We start from the raw sequence: 16206 nt of genomic DNA, 5'->3' as shown, positions 1-16206 counted from the left end.
TCGATGCGACTGGAACTCCGTGGCATCACCAAGACGTTCGGGTCGGTGGCGGCGAACTCCGCCATCGACCTGACCGTCGAACCCGGTGAGATCCACTGCCTGCTGGGCGAGAACGGGGCCGGAAAGTCGACCCTGATGAACATCCTCTACGGTCTGCTGACCCCGGATTCCGGACAGATCGTGGTGGATGGGGAGACGCGCGAGTTCACGTCGCCCGGTGACGCGATCGCCGCCGGGATCGGCATGGTGCACCAGCACTTCATGCTGGTCCCGGTGTTCACCGTCGCCGACAACCTGATGCTCGGCCACGAGGAGGCCCGTGGCGGTGTCCTCGGCTGGCTGGACCGCCGCAAGGCCAAGGCCGACGTGTTGGAGGTCTCGGCGCGCTTCGGCCTGCCGGTGGACCCCGACGCGCTGGTCGAGGACCTGCCGGTGGGGGTGCAGCAGCGGGTCGAGATCGTCAAGGCCCTGATGCGGGACGCCGAGGTGCTGATCCTCGACGAGCCCACCGCGGTGCTCACCCCGCAGGAGACCGAGGAGCTGTTCACGGTCATGCGGGGGCTGAAGGCGGCCGGCAAGTCCGTCGTCTTCATCACCCACAAGCTCAACGAGGTCCGGGCGATCGCCGACCGGATCACGGTGATCCGGCGCGGTGCGGTGGTCGGCAGCGCTGAGCCCACGGCCACGGCGCGCGAGCTGGCCTCGCTCATGGTCGGCCGCGACGTGCGGCTGGTCGTGGAGAAGGAGCCGCGCGAGGCCGGCGAGGTCGCGCTGAGCGTGCAGAACCTGAACGTGCTGGACGACCGCGGCTTCCTGGCCGTCGACGACGTCTCCTTCGACCTGCACGCCGGGGAGATCCTCGGCGTCGCCGGCGTCCAGGGCAACGGCCAGACCGAGCTCGTCGAGGCGATCACCGGCCTGCGCGCCGCGACCGGCTCCGCCGAGCTGTTCGGCCGGCAGCTGGTCGGCGCCTCGCCGCGTTCGGTGCTGCGCCAGGGCCTCGGGCACGTCCCGGAGGACCGGCAGCACGACGGCCTGGTCCCGGACTTCTCCATCGCCGAGAACCTGGTGCTGGACCAGTACGACAGCGAGCCCTTCGGCGGCCTGGTCCGGCTGGACCTGGAGGCGATCGAGAAGAACGGCGCCGAGCGGCTGGCCGAGTTCGACATCCGCGCCGAGTCCGAGCGGACCCCGGCCGGCGCGCTGTCCGGCGGCAACCAGCAGAAGGTGGTCGTGGCCCGCGCGCTGCAGCGCGACCCCAGCCTGCTGATCGCCTCGCAGCCGACCCGTGGCGTCGACGTCGGCGCGATGGAGTTCATCCACAAGCGGATCGTCGAGCAGCGCGACGCAGGCAAGGCGGTGCTGATCGTGTCCACCGAGCTGGACGAGATCACCGCGCTGGCGGACCGGATCGCGGTGATGTACCGGGGCCGGATCGTCGGGATCGTGCCGCCGGACACCACGAACGAGGAGCTGGGCCTGCTGATGGCCGGCGGGTCGGCGGAGGACGACGCGACGGCGGCGGTGCCGGCGGTCGACGCGGTTCCGGCAGCCCGGGAACCGTTGGACGACGTGGCCGACGAGCCCGCGACCGCGGAAGCCGCAGCCGAGAACGCAGCGACCGAGGAAGCCGAGCCGACCGCCGCCGAGACCGAGCCGACTGCCGAAGCCGAGCCCGCCGAAGCCGAGCCCGCCGAGCAAACCGCGGCCGCGAAGACTGAAGTCGCGAAGACTGAGGCCGCGAAGACTGAGGCCGCCGAAGAGAGCAGTGAGACCGCCGATGAGTGACCGGCTGAAGCGCACACTCGCCGCCATCGGCTCGGCGAACACCGTCACCGTGACCGTGCTGGCCTTCGTGCTGTCGGTGGTGATCGGCGGGATCCTGATGATCCTGTCCGACCAGCACCTGCTGTCCGAGTGGGGCTACATCTTCAGTAAGAACTGGAGCGACGCGCTGACTGACTCCTGGCACAAGGTCGCCAGCGGCTACACCGCGATGTTCCACGGCGCGGTCTACGACCCGCACGCCAAGCAGGCGCTGCGGCCGATCGAGAACACGATCGTCGAGGCCACCCCGCTGGTCTTCGCGGGCCTGGCGGTCGCGCTGCCGTTCCGCGCCGGGCTGTTCAACATCGGAGGCCAGAGCCAGCTGATCGTCGGCGCGATCTTCGCCACCTGGGTCGGCTTCACCGTCTCGGCCCCGATGCCGCTGACCGTCCTGCTGGTGATCGTCGCCGGCATCGTCGGCGGCGCCCTCGTCGGCGGCCTGACCGGGCTGCTCAAGGCCCGGTTCGGCGCGCACGAGGTGATCAGCTCGATCATGCTGAACAACATCGCCCTCGGCGTGCTGGCCTGGGTGATCAAGACCAAGGCGTTCCACGACCCGAGCCGCCAGGACGCGATCAGCAAGCCGGTCAAGAACTCCGCGCTGCTGCCCGCGATCTCCGGCAGCAGCCCCGAGTTGAACCTCTCGACCGTGCTGGCGATCCTGGCCGTGCTGCTGGTCTGGTGGCTGATGACCCGCTCCACGCTCGGTTTCCGGCTGCGCGCCCTGGGCTCGAACCCGGACGCCGCGCGCACCGCGGGCATCGCGGTGTCGCGCAACCAGGTCTACGCGATGCTGCTGGCCGGCGCCCTGATGGGGCTGGTGGGGGTGACCCAGATCAGCGGCACGCTGTCGGCCTCGCACGCGATGACCAACTCCCTGGACAACGGCTTCGGCTTCACCGGCATCACGGTGGCGCTGCTGGGCCGCGGCAAGCCAGTCGGCGTGGCGCTGGCGGCGCTGCTGTTCGGCGCGCTGACCGCGGGCGGCGTGGCCATGGAGGCCGCGACGACGCCGACCATCCCGCACGACGTGGGCACCGTGGTGCAGGCCGTGATCGTGGTCTTCGTCGCCGCTCCCATGCTGGTGAAGGAGATCTTCCGGCTGCGCGAGGTCCGTCGCGACGGCACCGGCGCCGCCCCGTCGGTCGCGCCGGCCACGGCCGTCGACTCCGCGGCGGAGGCGGTGTGATGCGCGCTCTGTCGACGTACGTTCCCGAATCGGCCCAGGGGGCCTCGAAGGTGGAGGGCTCCTGATGGCCGTAGCGACGATCGCCCCGGCACCGGCCGTGGTGGCCGGCGGCACCGAGGCGGACGCCCGGCGGTATCCCGCCGGCGTCACGCAGATCCTCATGGGCCTGGTCACGCTGTTCGGCTTCGGCCTGGGTACCCGCACCGCGCACGGCGGCAGCACGACCTTCGGCCTCACCCTGGTCTCCAAGCAGGGCACGCACGTCCCGGACTGGGTGTTCCCGGCGCGGCCGGTGATCGTGGCGCTGGCCGTGATCGTCATCGCGATCGGGGCGGCGCGGCTGGCCGTGCAGCTGCCGCGGCGCTGGCGCCTCGCCGGGACCTCGGTGGTCCTGTTCTGCTTCACCTTCGCGTTCATGGCCTGGAGCGCCGCGGACCCCAAGGGCGGCGAGCGGCTGGTCATCCCGTCCGTGCTGGACTCGATGGTGATCGCGGCGGTGCCGCTGGTGCTCGGCGCGCTCGGCGGCGTGATCGGCGAGCGCTCCGGCGTGGTCAACGTGGCGATCGAGGGGCAGCTGCTGTTCGGCGGCTTCATGACCGCGCTGGTCGGCACAGCCGCGCACAGCCTGTGGATCGGCGTGCTCGCCGGGGTGCTGTCCGGTGCGCTGATGGGCCTGCTGCTCGCGGTGCTGGCCATCCGGTACCTGATCGAGCAGGTCGTGCTCGGCGTGGTGCTGAACCTGCTGGCGCTGGGTGTCACCGGGTTCCTGTTCAAGTCGCTGATGCAGACGAACCAGAACTCGTACAACAACCTGACGCCGTTCACCTCGGTCCGGATCCCGGGCCTGGCCTCGCTGTGGGTCGTCGGCCCGGTGCTGTTCGACCAGCCGCTGATCGTCTACGTCACGGTGTTCCTGGTGGTGGCGGTGCACGTGGGCCTGTTCCACACCCGGTGGGGCCTGCGGACCCGGGCGGTCGGCGAGCACCCGGCCGCCGCCGACACCGTCGGTATCAAGGTGCTGCGTCTGCGCTACCGCAACGTGGCGCTCGGCGGCGCGCTGGCCGGGCTGGGCGGGGCGTGGCTGGTCGGCAACGTCGGCAACTTCACCGAGTCGATGACCAACGGCAAGGGCTTCATCGCGCTGGCCGCGGTGATCTTCGGACGCTGGTCGCCGTTCGGGGCGCTGGCCGCGGCGGCGCTGTTCGGCTTCACCGACGCGCTGGCCAGCCAGACCTCGTCGCTGCAGCTGCCGATCCCCTCGGACCTGCTGACCACGCTGCCGTACGTGGCGACGCTGTTCGCGGTGGCCGGTCTGATCGGCCGGGTGCGGGCTCCCGCGGCCGACGGCAAGCCGTACGTCAAGGGCTAGGCGAGAGCTAACCTGATCACCATGGAGATCGACTGGGCCGCCCTGCGCACCGCGGCGCGAGAGGCGATGGCGCACGCGTACGTGCCGTACTCGAAGTTCCCGGTGGGCGCGGCGGCTCTGGTCGACGACGGCCGGATCGTCAGCGGCTGCAACGTGGAGAACGCCTCGTACGGCCTGACGCTGTGCGCCGAGTGCGGGCTGGTGTCCGCGCTGCACGCCTCCGGCGGCGGCCGGCTGGTCGCCTTCGCCTGCGTCGACGGCGCGGGCGCGGCCCTGATGCCCTGCGGCCGCTGCCGCCAGCTGCTCTTCGAGTTCGGCGGCGAGGCGCTGCGGGTGGATCTGGGCCCTGACGCCGCTCCGACCACGATGGCGGAGCTCCTGCCCCGCGCTTTCGGCCCGGACAATCTCAGCAATCTCGGCAATCACAGCTAGGGACCAGCTCATGGACGCCATCACCGTCATCCGCGCCAAGCGCGACCGCGCGGAGCTCACCGACGAGCAGATCGACTGGATCCTCGCCGCCTACACCGACGGCCGGGTGGCCGACGAGCAGATGTCCGCGCTGGCGATGGCGATCCTGCTCAACGGGATGAACCGGCGCGAGATCGCGCGCTGGACGCAGGCGATGATCTCCTCCGGCGAGCGCATGGACTTCTCCGCGCTCACCCGGCCGACCGTGGACAAGCACTCCACCGGCGGCGTCGGCGACAAGATCACGCTGCCACTGGCCCCGCTGGTGGCAGCGTGCGGCGCGGCGGTCCCGCAGCTGTCCGGCCGGGGCCTGGGGCACACCGGCGGCACGCTGGACAAGCTGGAGTCGATCCCCGGCTGGCGGGCGTCCCTGTCGAACGCCGAGATGCTGGCGGTGCTGGCCGACGCCGGCGCGGTGGTCTGCGCGGCCGGCGACGGCCTGGCCCCGGCCGACCGGAAGCTGTACGCGCTGCGCGACGTCACCGGGACCGTCGAGTCGATCCCGCTGATCGCGTCCTCGATCATGTCCAAGAAGATCGCGGAGGGCACCAGCGCCCTGGTGCTGGACGTGAAGTGCGGCAGCGGCGCGTTCATGAAGGACTTCGCGAACGCCCGCGAACTGGCCGAGACCATGGTGGCGCTCGGCACCGACCACGGCGTCGCGACCACCGCGCTGATCACCGCGATGGACAACCCGCTGGGCCGCACCGCGGGCAACGCCCTGGAAGTCCGCGAGTCGGTCGAGGTGCTCTCCGGCGGCGGCCCGTCCGACGTCAGGGAACTGACACTGGCGCTGGCCCGCGAGATGCTGGCCGCGGCCGGACTCGACAGCGTCGACCCGCAGGACTTGCTCGACGACGGCTCGGCCCTGGACTCCTGGAAGCGCATGATCCGCGCCCAGGGCGGCGACCCCGACGCCGACATGCCGGTGGCGAAGGAGACCCACGTGGTCACCGCCGACGCCGACGGCGTCCTGGTCGGCATGGACTCCTTCAAGGTCGGCGTGGCAGCCTGGCGCCTGGGCGCGGGCCGCGCCCGCAAGGAGGACGCCGTCCAGGCCGGCGCCGGCGTGCAGTGGCACGTGGTGCCCGGCGACGCGGTGAAGGCGGGACAGCCGCTGTTCACGCTGCACACCGACACTCCCGAGACCTTCGACACCGCGCTGGAAAGCCTGGCGGGCGCTTGTGATTTCGCTGCTCCGGGGACGGAGTTCACGCGGTCGCCGCTTGTTTTGGACCGAGTCGCCGCTTCGAACCAGTAATGTCTGTCCATGGATGAAGAGCTGATCCGCAGGGCTCCGAAGGCCCTGCTCCACGACCACCTCGACGGTGGTCTGCGCCCGCAGACGGTCATCGAACTGGCCGACCAGTACGGCTACACCAACCTGCCGGAGTACGACGGCACCGCCGAGGGGCTCGGCCGGTGGTTCGCCGAGGCGGCGGACTCCGGGTCGCTGCCGCGGTATCTGGAGACGTTCGAGCACACGGTCGGGGTGATGCAGCACGCCGACGCGCTGTTCCGGGTGGCCGCCGAGTGCGCCGAGGATCTGGCGGCCGACGGGGTGGTCTACGCCGAGTCGCGGTACGCGCCAGAGCAGCATCTGGAGGCCGGGCTCAGTCTCGACGAGGTCGTCGAGGCCGTGGACGCCGGGTTCCGGGAGGGGGAGCGGCGCGCCGCGGCTGCCGGGAACCGGATCCGGGTCGGCACGCTGCTGACCGCGATGCGGCACGCCGCGCGCTCCTCGGAGATCGCCGAGCTGGCGGTGCGGCACCGGGACCGGGGTGTGTCAGGGTTCGACATCGCCGGGGCCGAGGCCGGGTATCCGCCCACCCGGCACCTGGACGCCTTCGAGTACCTGCGGCGGGAGAACTTCCACTTCACGATCCACGCCGGCGAGGCCTTCGGGCTGCCGTCGATCTGGGAGGCGCTGCAGTGGTGCGGCGCGGACCGGCTGGGGCACGGCAACGCCATCATGGACGACATCCTGGTGGACGCCGACGGCAAGGTGACGCTCGGGCGGCTCGCGGCGTACGTGCGGGACAAGCGGATTCCGCTGGAGATGTGCCCGACCTCGAACCTGCAGACCGGGGCCGCGCGCTCCTACGAATCGCACCCGATCGGGTTGCTTCGAGAACTGCACTTTCGGGTGACGGTGAACACCGACAACCGGCTGATGAGTTCGACCTCGATGACGCGTGAGTTCAGCGAACTGCACAAGGCCTTCGGCTACGAGCTGGAGGACATGCAGTGGTTTACGATAAACGCTCTGAAGTCCGCGTTTCTGCCCTTTGACCAGCGGTTGGAGCTGATCAACGGGTATGTGAAGCCGACCTATGAGCAGCTGCGCGCAGAGGTTTCCCCGCCCCCTGCCTAAGATCCGCCAGCGGGTGGGGAAACCGGCCTAGGCGTTCTGTTATGAGGTCGGTGAACTCACCTTTTCGGCGGACGAGGTGTTGGATCCGCCCGACCGTTGTCTGTACCTTGCGTATTCGCCGCATCGCACACCGCGATCGCGGTCCCCTATGCAATCCGCGAGGTATCACCGATGTCGAAGGTCACCCCCAGCGCGCTCCGCGGTCTGAGCGTCGCCGCCGGCACCGTCGGCCTGGCTGCCGTCGGGGCGGCGGCCATGGCCGGCCAGGCCAGCGCCGCGTCCGGCGTGCCGGGGCTCGCCGGCGGCGGGCTGCCCGTGTCCACCAACGCCGTGCCCGCGCTCTTCGGGGCCGTGGCGCACAACCACGGCACCATCGCCGGGATCCCGCTGTCCGGCCTGCCGGTGCTGAGCGACCTGCCGGGGATCGCGGACGACGCCTCGCCGGCCTCGGACGCGCTCCCGGGCCTGGGCTACGCGGACCTCGGTGAGCTCCCGGTGACCCGCAGCCGGGTGACCGAGCCGCAGCGCGCGGCGTACGTCCCGCAGCACGCGATGCGCACCACGCACGCGATCCACGGCGACGCCGCGACCACCGCCCCGGCCCCGGCCGCACCGGCTCAGGGCCCGGCCCCGGCCGCCGCGCCGGCCGCCGCCCCGATGCCGCAGGCGCCCGCCCAGGCCCCGACCCAGCTCCCGCCGGCCCAGGCCGCGGCGGCCAAGGCCGGCCCGCTGGACAACGTCACCAACGCGCTGCACGGCCTGCCGATCGCCGGCCAGCTCGCGGGCCCCGGCGGCAGCCTGCCGGTGGTCGGCGGCCTCACCGGCGGCGGCTCGCCGCTGGGCGGGCTGTCCGGCCTGGCCGGCGGGCTGTCGAACCTCGGCGGCTGAGTCCCGGTTGAGGCCCGGCTGAGGCCGGGCCGCCTCCCGACTCGCTCGGCGGGCACCCGCTGGCGGTCGGAAGACAGCGGGCAGGCGGCGAGCGGACAGCGGCGAGCGGTCGCCAGGGCGAATCAGGACCCTGGCGACACCCGCCCGCCGCGACTCCGCCCGAGACCCGGCCCACGACAGGCGAAACCGGCCAGCCAAACCGGCCAGCCAAACGGCCAGCCAACCGGCCAGCCAAACCGGCCAGCCAAACCGGCCAGCCAAACGGCCAGCCAAACCGGCCAGCCAAACGGCCAGCCAAACCGGCCAGCCAAACCGCCCCCGAAACCAGCCCGGCCGCTGCGGGCGCGAACCCCACCCCGGGTCGCGACCAGCCGGCCGCCGGGCCCGCACCACCGCCGCACCACCGCCGCGGAAAACCCCGCGCGGACAAAGCCTTTCTCGACCCCGAACCCGGGCCGGCCGACAGTGAAGACCGTCGGCCCGGATGCCACCCGTGCGATCAGGGCACGGACCCAACCCGGCGGAACAGCCGGTTCAGATAGTTGATCTTTCCGGCGGCCGCGCCGATCCCCGCAGTGGGGGTCGCGCGGCCGTCGCGCGTCGTCAGTTGCCGCTGGGGGCGGTGGCGCTCGCCTTCGCGGCGGGCCCGAGCAGATACGTGCAGTCGTTCCACGTGGTGCCGGAGATGCTGCCGGGAAGAATGAACGAGATGGAGGGCTCGGCACCGGGATCGGGGTGCTGACGCCAGTAGTAGGAGAATGTGCACGCCAGCTGCTCCTGGGCGGCGGAGTTGAGTTTGTCCTCGCTCTGCACGGCGTACTGGTGGGCGTTCGAGGTGGGGATCAGCTGGAGGTCTTGCGGGACCCAGGTGACCAGGGTCGGGTCGTCGGGGCTCTTGAGCTGCTCAAGAAGGTCGCCCACGCCGGTTATGGGCTTCGTGACGTACCGGACCGACTGTCTCGGCAGGCCGTTCGTGGCGGGGATGAAATACAGCACCATCTGGTACTGCGCCGCGGACTGCGACGGCACCTGCGAACTGCTCGTCCCCGACATGCTGAAGGGCTCCGCCTGAGCGACGTTGACCCCGGTGGACTGCACGCCGCACCCGGTCGCCACGAGTGCCAGACCCGTCGCGGCCGTCGCGGCCCTGGCAAGGCGCCTCACTGCTGGACTCCGGACTGCTGGTGCTGGATGGGAAGGCGCAGGGTGAAGACCGCGCCGCCTCCCGGGTGGTTGGCGCCGGTGAGCTCGCCGCCGTGGATGTGCGCGTTCTCGAAGGCGATCGACAGTCCCAGGCCGCTGCCTTCGGAGCGGACCCGCGCCTTGTCGGCCTTGTAGAAGCGCTCGAAGATGTGCTCCAGGGCGTCCGGCGGGATGCCGGGCCCGTGGTCGCGGACCTGCAGGACCAGGTTCGGCCCGAAGACGCCGATGGCCAGCTCCACCGGGCCGTCCCCGCCGTGCTTTATCGCGTTGCCGACCATGTTGGCCACGATGACGTCGATCCGGCGCTGGTCGATCGCGACGACCATGCTCGGCGGGACGTCCAGGGCCACGCGTCCGGTCCAGCCGCGGGCGTCCAGGCAACCTCGCACCAGCGCCACGAGGTCGGCTTCCTCGCGCCGCAGCTGCGCGGTGCCGGCGTCGAATCGTGAGATCTCCATCAAGTCTTCGACGAGTCGGGCCAGCCGTCTTGTTTCAGTGACGATGAGCTGTGCGGCCGGCGCGCTCTCGTCACCGACGTCGGTCGCTTCTTCGAGCATGTCGGTGACGGCGGTCATCGCGGTGAGCGGCGTGCGCAGTTCATGCGAGACGTCGGCGACGAAGCGCCGGGACGAGGACTCCAGGGAGCGCAGTTCGGCGATCGAGCGTTCCAGGGCCTCGGCGGTCTCGTTGAAGGTCCGCGACACGTCCGCGACCTCGTCGTTGCCCCGCACCTCGACCCGGGTGTCGAGCTTGCCGGATCCCAGCCGCCGGGCGGCGATCCCCAGGCGCCGCAAGGGAAGCAGGACGCCGCGCGAGGCGAACAGGCCCAGGACGAGCGATATGGCTATCGCCACCGCCGCCGCGATCGCCGAGTTCTGGCCGAGCCGGTCCAGGTCCTCCTGCTGCGGTTGCAGGCTGACGAAGTCGTAGACCTCGATGCCGTTGGGCTGCACCGAGCTGCCGATGATCAGGACCGGCTGGCCGTTCACCATGGTGCGCTGCCAGGCGATGCTCCGCTGCGCCGCCGTCCGCAGATTCAACGGGATCGAGTCGTAGCTGATCGACTGGTCGGTCGACCCCAGTGTCATGTCCTGCCGGTTCACGAGCCAGTTGTTGCCGCCGGCGGACTGCCGCAGGGTGATCGCCAGGAAATACAGGCTGGTCGTGGTGGAGGAGGTCTGCGCGGCCGGCGAGGCCTGCTCCAGCGCCGTGACGTTCCCGTTGACCGCCGCCTTGAACTGCTGCTCCGCGGTGTCCAGGACGCGGTTCATCAACGACTGCCGCGTCAGCACATAAGAAACCCCGGTCACCGCGACCGACGTCATCAGCGCCACCGCCGCGAAAGCCGCCAGCAGCCGCATCCGCAGGCCGGTCAGCCGCAGCGGCCGCTTGTGCCGCCGGCGCTCTCGGTCGGCGCGGCGCGGCAGCTCCTGGACCTTCGGAGCCTTGGCCGATTTGGCCACCTTGCCGCCCTTCGGCTTCTCCCTAAGCACGGGGCACACTCAAGCAGCCATGGCACTGAGTGAGCAAGCCAGTGCTCTGCGTGTCCGCAGTCGCAGTCGCTCTTGCAGCCACTGTCGCAGTGAGTGTCGCAGCCGCGGCCGCTTCCGCGCTCATCGCGGCGGGTCCAGCCGGTACCCGACGCCGCGCACCGTCTTGATCAGCGTCGGTTCGGCGGGGATGTCCTCCACCTTCGCGCGCAGGCGCTGGACGCACGCGTCGACGAGGCGTGAATCGCCGAGGTAGTCGTGCTCCCACACCAGGCGGAGCAGCTGCTGGCGGGACAGGGCCTGGCCGGCGTGCCGGGACAGCTCCATCACCAGCTTGAGCTCGGTCGGGGTCAGGGGGATCGCGACGCCGCGCTTGCTCACCGTCATCGCCGAGCGGTCCACGGTCAGGTCTCCGTAGACCGCTATGTCGCTGGTCTCGCGTTCGCCGCGGCGCAGGACGGCGCGGATGCGGGCGTCCAGGACGCGGGGCTGGACCGGCTTCACCACGTAGTCGTCCGCACCGGACTCCAGGCCGACGACCACGTCGATGTCGTCGCTGCGGGCGGTGAGCAGGATGATCGGGAGCTGTTCGGTGCGGCGGATCTGGCGGCAGACCTCGAACCCGTCCACGCCGGGCAGCATCACGTCCAGCACGATCAGATCGGGGCGCACGGTCTTGTACGTGGCCAGTGCCTCCTCGCCGCTGGCCGCGACCGCGACCTGGTGACCCTGGCGGGTCAGCGCGAGCTGGAGCGCCGTGCGGATGGCGGCGTCGTCTTCGACGAGGAGCAGGGACGGCATGGCTGACATTCTGCCTTGACCTGGGCCGCTCTCAGGAAGTCTTCAGGTGGGGGCTGTTGCACGCCTGTGACACGTCGGCGACGAAGCACGGAAGGGCGGCGGCGAGCCTTCTGGGTATGACGGACCAAGCTCCCCACGTAAACGGCTCGCGCGAGGACTTCACGGAGTACGTCGCCGCGCGCCGTTCGACGCTGCTGCGCGCGGCCTGCCAGCTCACCGCCAACCCCGCCGACGCCGAGGACCTGCTGCAGGAAGGCCTGGTCAAGGTGTACGGGGCGTGGCACCGCATCGCCGACAAGCGGGTGGCGCACGCCTATGTGCGGCGCACGATGTCCAACCACCAGATATCGCAATGGCGCCGGCACCGCGTGGAGGAGTACCCGGCCTCCGACGAGCTGCCCGACTCCGCCGTGTGGGACCTGGACACGGAGCGTGTCGAGTTGCGCACGGTCCTGCATCACGCGCTGGCCGCGCTCCCGCACCGCGACCGGCAGGTCCTGGCGCTGCGCTATTACGGTTCGTACACGGACTCCGAGATCGCCGAGCGGCTCGGGATGTCGGTCGGCACGGTGAAGTCGACCTTGTGGCGGGCATTGAGGAAACTGCGCGAGAACGGCGCCGTGCGGACTCTGCACGCCGACCTGGTGGCCGCCTGACGACCTCCTGTCACGCCTTTGGGACCCGCAGTACCGCAGAGTCTTGTATTTCTTTGGTAAAGGCAAACCGGCGTCAATCCATAGATAACGCGATGACCTGAACGTTTCGTGTTCCCGCGCCTCCGGTTGTGTGGAAGGCTGTTCGGCGAAGACTGACCGACTCACAGTTAGGGGCTAGAGGTCATGCCTCCGATAGCTCAGCGCCTTCGCGAACCGGCGGCCTTTGTGCTGCTCGCTTTCGGCGCGCTCAGCACGCTGTTCAACACGATCACGTTCCTGTTCGGCCCGGGCGAGAACAACGTCGGGCTCGGCGGTGGACCGTCCTTCTCCGACCGTGCGGCGGCCGAGGTCGGCAACCTGCTGAGCGTCGTCGTGGTCGCGGCCCTGGTCGGCTCCGTGGTGCTGGCCCACCTGCCGTCGCACCTGAAGCAGGTGAAGGTCCTCACCCTGGTCTCGCTGATCACCCTGGGGGTCGCGGACCTGTTCGGCGTGGTCGCGCTGTTCTCGGCCTTCGGCGCCAACGCCGCGACCGGCTGGGACAAGACCTCGACGTTCTTCATCTCGCTGGGCGAACTGGCCGTCGCCGGTGTCGGCTCCTGGCTGGTGCTGGGCTACTTCCAGCAGCACCAGCCGGCCAAGCCGGCCGCCGGCTTCCAGCAGCCGCAGCAGCAGTGGGGTCCCGGTCCGCAGCAGCAGCCCCAGCAGCAGTGGCAGCAGCCGCCGCAGCCGCAGGCGCCGCAGGGCCAGCCGTGGGGTCCGCCCCCGCCCCAGCAGCAGGCGCCGCAGCAGCCGGTTCCGCAGCAGCAGCCGCCGCAGCCGCAGTGGGGCCAGCCGCAGCCGCAGCACGACGCCGACTCGATGATGACGCAGGCCATCCCGACGGTGCCGCCGGCGCCGCAGGGCCAGCAGCAGCCGCCTCAGCAGGACGGCGGGCTGCCGATCGGCAACTGGACCTCGGAGTGAGGGCAGTGCCTGCGGCAGTGACAGCACGGCTTTAGCGGGAGGTGAAAGGGCCGGCCTTCGGGCCGGCCCTTTCGCGTGCCGCGAGCCAGGTTCCAGCCGATCAATGAGGTTGTAGCAGATCACATACAGATCAGGGCAGCACGGTGCCCACGACCGGCACCTCGCGCAGCGGCAGGCCGTCCTTGAACGGCGCGGTGAGCGGGAACGTCGACAGGTCCATGCCGCCCACCGGCACGCGGAAGTTGTTCGACAGCAGGTCCAGCGGGGTGTGCGCGAGCGGGTACAGCGGCGTGGCACCGAGCGCGGCGGTGGCCTGGTGGGTGGTGGCCATGGCCGCGGCGGTGCCGGCCTCGGCGCCGGTGATGTCGTCGTTCTGGGTGGCGGCGTGCGCGGCCGGAGCCGCGGCCAGGGCGAGGCCGGACAACGCGGCGAGGCCGACGAAGCGCCGGGCGGCAGAGTGGGGGTTCTTGGACATGTCCGCTCCAACGACACTGGGTGCCCCGCCGTTACGACGAGGCACCCAGTGGTGGTTTTCCGTGAAGGTACTCAGATTCCGATCGGGTGCCAGACCGTCTTCGTCTCCAGGAAAGGCTTGATCCGCGCCAGCCCCGGGTCCGCGCTCCAGTCGTAGCCGGCCTTCGGCCGCACGACCCGCTTCAGGTTCTCCGCCGCCGCGACCTCCAGGTCCCGCGCCAGGTCCGAACCGGCCGGCACGCCGGCCAGGTCCAGCGCGTTCACGTCCAGGTGCGAGGCCAGCCACGGCGCCAGTTCGGCGGTGCCGCCGGTCAGGATGTTGACGACGCCGCCGGGCAGGTCGGAGGTCGCCATCACTTCACCGAGCGTGACCGCGGGGACCGCGGAGGCGTCGGGCGCGACCACCACGACCGCGTTCCCGCCGACGATCGCCGGGGCGATCACGGAGGTCAGGCCGAGCAGCGTCGGCGCGGCCGGGGCCAGCAGCGCCACCACGCCGGTCGGCTCGGGCGAGGAGACGTTCCAGTACGGTCCGGCGACCGGGTTGGCCGAGCCGAGCACCTGCGCGAGCTTGTCCGACCAGCCCGCGTACCAGACCCAGCGGTCGACCGCGGCGTCCACCTGCGCGTAGGCCGCGGCGGGCGCGACGCCCTCGACGCCGGCGATCTGCTGCGCGAACTGGTCGCGCCGCTCCTCCAACATCTCGGCGATCCGGTAGAGGATCTGGCCGCGGTTGTAGGCGGTCGCCTTGGACCAGCCGGGCTGTGCCGCCCGCGCCGCGCGCACCGCGTCCCGCGCGTCCTTGCGCGACGCCTGCGCCGCGTTGGCGATGAACTCGCCGCTGCTCGCCGTCACGGCGTAGCTCCGTCCACTCTCCGAACGCGGGAAGGCGCCGCCGATGTAGAGCTTGTAGGTCTTGCGCACCGAGGAACGCGGCGCCGCCGGAGACACGGTTTCCGGCGCGATCTCTTCAGGCACAGCGACCTTCGCGGCCTTCGCGGGCTTGGCCGCCTTCGCGGCCTTCTTCTTGGTCTCAGACATCGAGGTAAGCCTCCAGACCGTGGCGCCCGCCCTCGCGGCCGTACCCGGACTCCTTGTACCCGCCGAACGGCGAGGTGGGGTCGAAGCGGTTGAACGTGTTCGCCCACACCACGCCGGCGCGCATCCGCTGCGCCAGCCACAGGATCCGCGAACCCTTGTCGGTCCACACACCCGCGGACAGGCCGTAGGCGGTGTTGTTGGCCTTCTCCACGGCCTCGGCCGGGGTCCGGAACGTCAGCACCGACAGCACCGGCCCGAAGATCTCCTCCCGGGCGATCCGGTGCGCCTGCGAGACGCCGGTGAAGATGGTCGGGGCGAAGAAGAACCCGCGCTCGGGCAGCTCGCACGGCGGCGACCAGCGGGTCGCGCCCTCGGCCTCGCCGGCCTCGGTCAGCGTCCGGATCCGGGCCAGCTGCTCGGCGGAGTTGATCGCGCCGAGGTCGGTGTTCTTGTCCAGCGGGTCCCCGACGCGCAGCGTCTTCATCCGCTCGCGCAGCCGGTCCACGACCTCCTCGGCCACCGACTCCTGCACCAGCAGCCGCGACCCGGCGCAGCAGACGTGCCCCTGGTTGAAGAAGATCCCGTCGACGATGCCCTCGATCGCCTGCTCCAGCGGCGCGTCGTCGAAGACCAGGTTCGCCGCCTTGCCGCCGAGCTCCAGCGTCACCTTCTTGGAGGTGCCGGCGACCTGCTTGGCGATCATCCGGCCGACCTCGGTGGACCCGGTGAACGCCACCTTGTCGACCCCGGGGTGCGCGACCACGGCCGCGCCGGTGGCCCCGGCGCCGGTCAGGATGTTCACCACGCCCGGGGGCAGGTCGGCCTGCTGGCAGATCTCGGCGAACAGCAGCGCGGTCAGCGGCGTGGTCTCGGCCGGCTTGAGGACCACGGTGTTGCCGCAGGCCAGCGCCGGCGCCACCTTCCACGCCAGCATCAGCAGCGGGAAGTTCCACGGGATCACCTGGCCGGCCACGCCCAGCGGCTTTGGGTCCGGGCCGAGGTTCGCGTAGCCGAGCTTGTCGGCCCACCCCGCGTAGTAGAAGAAGTGCGCGGCGGCCAGCGGGATGTCGACGTCGCGCGACTCCCGGATCGGCTTGCCGTTGTCCAGCGACTCCAGCACGGCCAGCTCGCGGGCCCGCTCCTGGATGATGCGCGCGATGCGGTAGATGTACTTGGCGCGCTCGGCGCCGGGCATCCGCGACCAGACCTCGTCGTAGGCCTTGCGCGCGACCGCGACCGCGCGGTCCACGTCGGCGGCGTCGGCCATCGCGACCTCGGCCAGCACCTCCTCGGTGGCCGGGTTGACCGACTTGAAGGCGCCGCCGGAGCCCTCGACGAACTCGCCGCCGATGAACAGACCGTAGGACGGCTTCAGGTCCACGACCGAGCGGGACTCGGTGGCCGGGGCGTATTCGAAGATGCCCGCGTTGCTTGTCTTCGCCATGACCTCTGTCTTCGCC

The 16206-nt window shown here is 71.0% G+C and carries 15 protein-coding genes; 9 read left to right on the top strand and 6 right to left on the bottom strand.

The features are described 5' to 3' along the window. Positions 1 to 3: 3 nt before the first annotated feature. The 7 genes from ABH935_RS04830 to ABH935_RS04800 all read left to right on the top strand — a co-directional run bounded on the left by ABH935_RS04830 (position 4) and on the right by ABH935_RS04800 (position 8118). Complete coding sequence (locus ABH935_RS04830) at positions 4 to 1788, top strand: ABC transporter ATP-binding protein (RefSeq protein ID WP_370376517.1); 1785 nt, start codon at positions 4 to 6, stop codon at positions 1786 to 1788. After that, a complete protein-coding gene (locus ABH935_RS04825) occupies positions 1781 to 3016 on the top strand; it encodes an ABC transporter permease (protein ID WP_370376516.1) in 1236 nt (411 codons plus the stop codon). The genes ABH935_RS04830 and ABH935_RS04825 overlap by 8 nt, the downstream gene beginning before the upstream one ends. A gap of 64 nt (positions 3017 to 3080) precedes the next feature. After that, complete coding sequence (locus tag ABH935_RS04820) at positions 3081 to 4385, top strand: ABC transporter permease (protein ID WP_370376515.1); 1305 nt, start codon at positions 3081 to 3083, stop codon at positions 4383 to 4385. Between the two features lie 21 nt (positions 4386 to 4406). Then, positions 4407 to 4817, top strand: coding sequence for a cytidine deaminase (locus ABH935_RS04815; RefSeq protein ID WP_370376514.1), 411 nt, complete (start codon positions 4407 to 4409; stop codon positions 4815 to 4817). Between the two features lie 10 nt (positions 4818 to 4827). Next, positions 4828 to 6117 (top strand): thymidine phosphorylase, encoded by a 1290-nt coding sequence (locus ABH935_RS04810; protein WP_370376513.1) that lies wholly within the window; start codon positions 4828 to 4830, stop codon positions 6115 to 6117. Positions 6118 to 6126: 9 nt separating this feature from the next. Next, positions 6127 to 7230 carry an adenosine deaminase gene (locus ABH935_RS04805; protein ID WP_370376512.1) on the top strand — a complete coding sequence of 368 codons (1104 nt, stop codon included), beginning with the start codon at positions 6127 to 6129 and terminating at the stop codon, positions 7228 to 7230. 171 nt (positions 7231 to 7401) lie between these two features. Beyond that, positions 7402 to 8118 (top strand): hypothetical protein, encoded by a 717-nt coding sequence (locus ABH935_RS04800; protein ID WP_370376511.1) that lies wholly within the window; start codon positions 7402 to 7404, stop codon positions 8116 to 8118. A gap of 603 nt (positions 8119 to 8721) precedes the next feature. Here ABH935_RS04800 and ABH935_RS04795 read toward each other — a convergent pair. From ABH935_RS04795 to ABH935_RS04785, 3 genes are all read right to left on the bottom strand, one after another. After that, positions 8722 to 9282 carry a hypothetical protein gene (locus tag ABH935_RS04795; RefSeq protein WP_370376510.1) on the bottom strand — a complete coding sequence of 187 codons (561 nt, stop codon included), beginning with the start codon at positions 9280 to 9282 and terminating at the stop codon, positions 8722 to 8724. Then, complete coding sequence (locus ABH935_RS04790; RefSeq protein ID WP_370376509.1) at positions 9279 to 10814, bottom strand: ATP-binding protein; 1536 nt, start codon at positions 10812 to 10814, stop codon at positions 9279 to 9281. The genes ABH935_RS04795 and ABH935_RS04790 overlap by 4 nt, the downstream gene beginning before the upstream one ends. Before the next feature lie 120 nt (positions 10815 to 10934). Further along, entirely contained in the window at positions 10935 to 11612 is a 678-nt protein-coding gene (locus ABH935_RS04785) for a response regulator (protein ID WP_370354237.1), read from the bottom strand. 116 nt (positions 11613 to 11728) lie between these two features. Between ABH935_RS04785 and ABH935_RS04780 the strand changes: the two genes are divergently transcribed. Further along, positions 11729 to 12268, top strand: coding sequence for a SigE family RNA polymerase sigma factor (locus ABH935_RS04780; protein WP_370376508.1), 540 nt, complete (start codon positions 11729 to 11731; stop codon positions 12266 to 12268). Positions 12269 to 12451: 183 nt separating this feature from the next. After that, positions 12452 to 13231, top strand: coding sequence for a hypothetical protein (locus tag ABH935_RS04775; protein ID WP_370376507.1), 780 nt, complete (start codon positions 12452 to 12454; stop codon positions 13229 to 13231). Positions 13232 to 13361: 130 nt separating this feature from the next. Here the strand turns inward: ABH935_RS04775 and ABH935_RS04770 are convergent, their stop codons facing one another. From ABH935_RS04770 to ABH935_RS04760, 3 genes are all read right to left on the bottom strand, one after another. Beyond that, the gene (locus ABH935_RS04770; protein WP_370376506.1) at positions 13362 to 13706 is read right to left on the bottom strand and encodes a hypothetical protein; all 345 of its coding nucleotides are present in this window, start codon (positions 13704 to 13706) and stop codon (positions 13362 to 13364) included. A gap of 71 nt (positions 13707 to 13777) precedes the next feature. Then, positions 13778 to 14746 carry an aldehyde dehydrogenase family protein gene (locus ABH935_RS04765; RefSeq protein ID WP_370376505.1) on the bottom strand — a complete coding sequence of 323 codons (969 nt, stop codon included), beginning with the start codon at positions 14744 to 14746 and terminating at the stop codon, positions 13778 to 13780. After that, the gene (locus ABH935_RS04760) at positions 14739 to 16166 is read right to left on the bottom strand and encodes an aldehyde dehydrogenase family protein (protein WP_370376568.1); all 1428 of its coding nucleotides are present in this window, start codon (positions 16164 to 16166) and stop codon (positions 14739 to 14741) included. Before ABH935_RS04760 ends, ABH935_RS04765 begins: the two co-directional genes overlap by 8 nt. Between the last annotated feature and the right edge of the window lie 40 nt (positions 16167 to 16206).

Origin of the sequence: Catenulispora sp. GAS73, from assembly GCF_041262085.1 — a bacterium.
Classification (GTDB): domain Bacteria; phylum Actinomycetota; class Actinomycetes; order Streptomycetales; family Catenulisporaceae; genus Catenulispora.
This window is presented reverse-complemented; position numbering and strand designations above follow the sequence as displayed.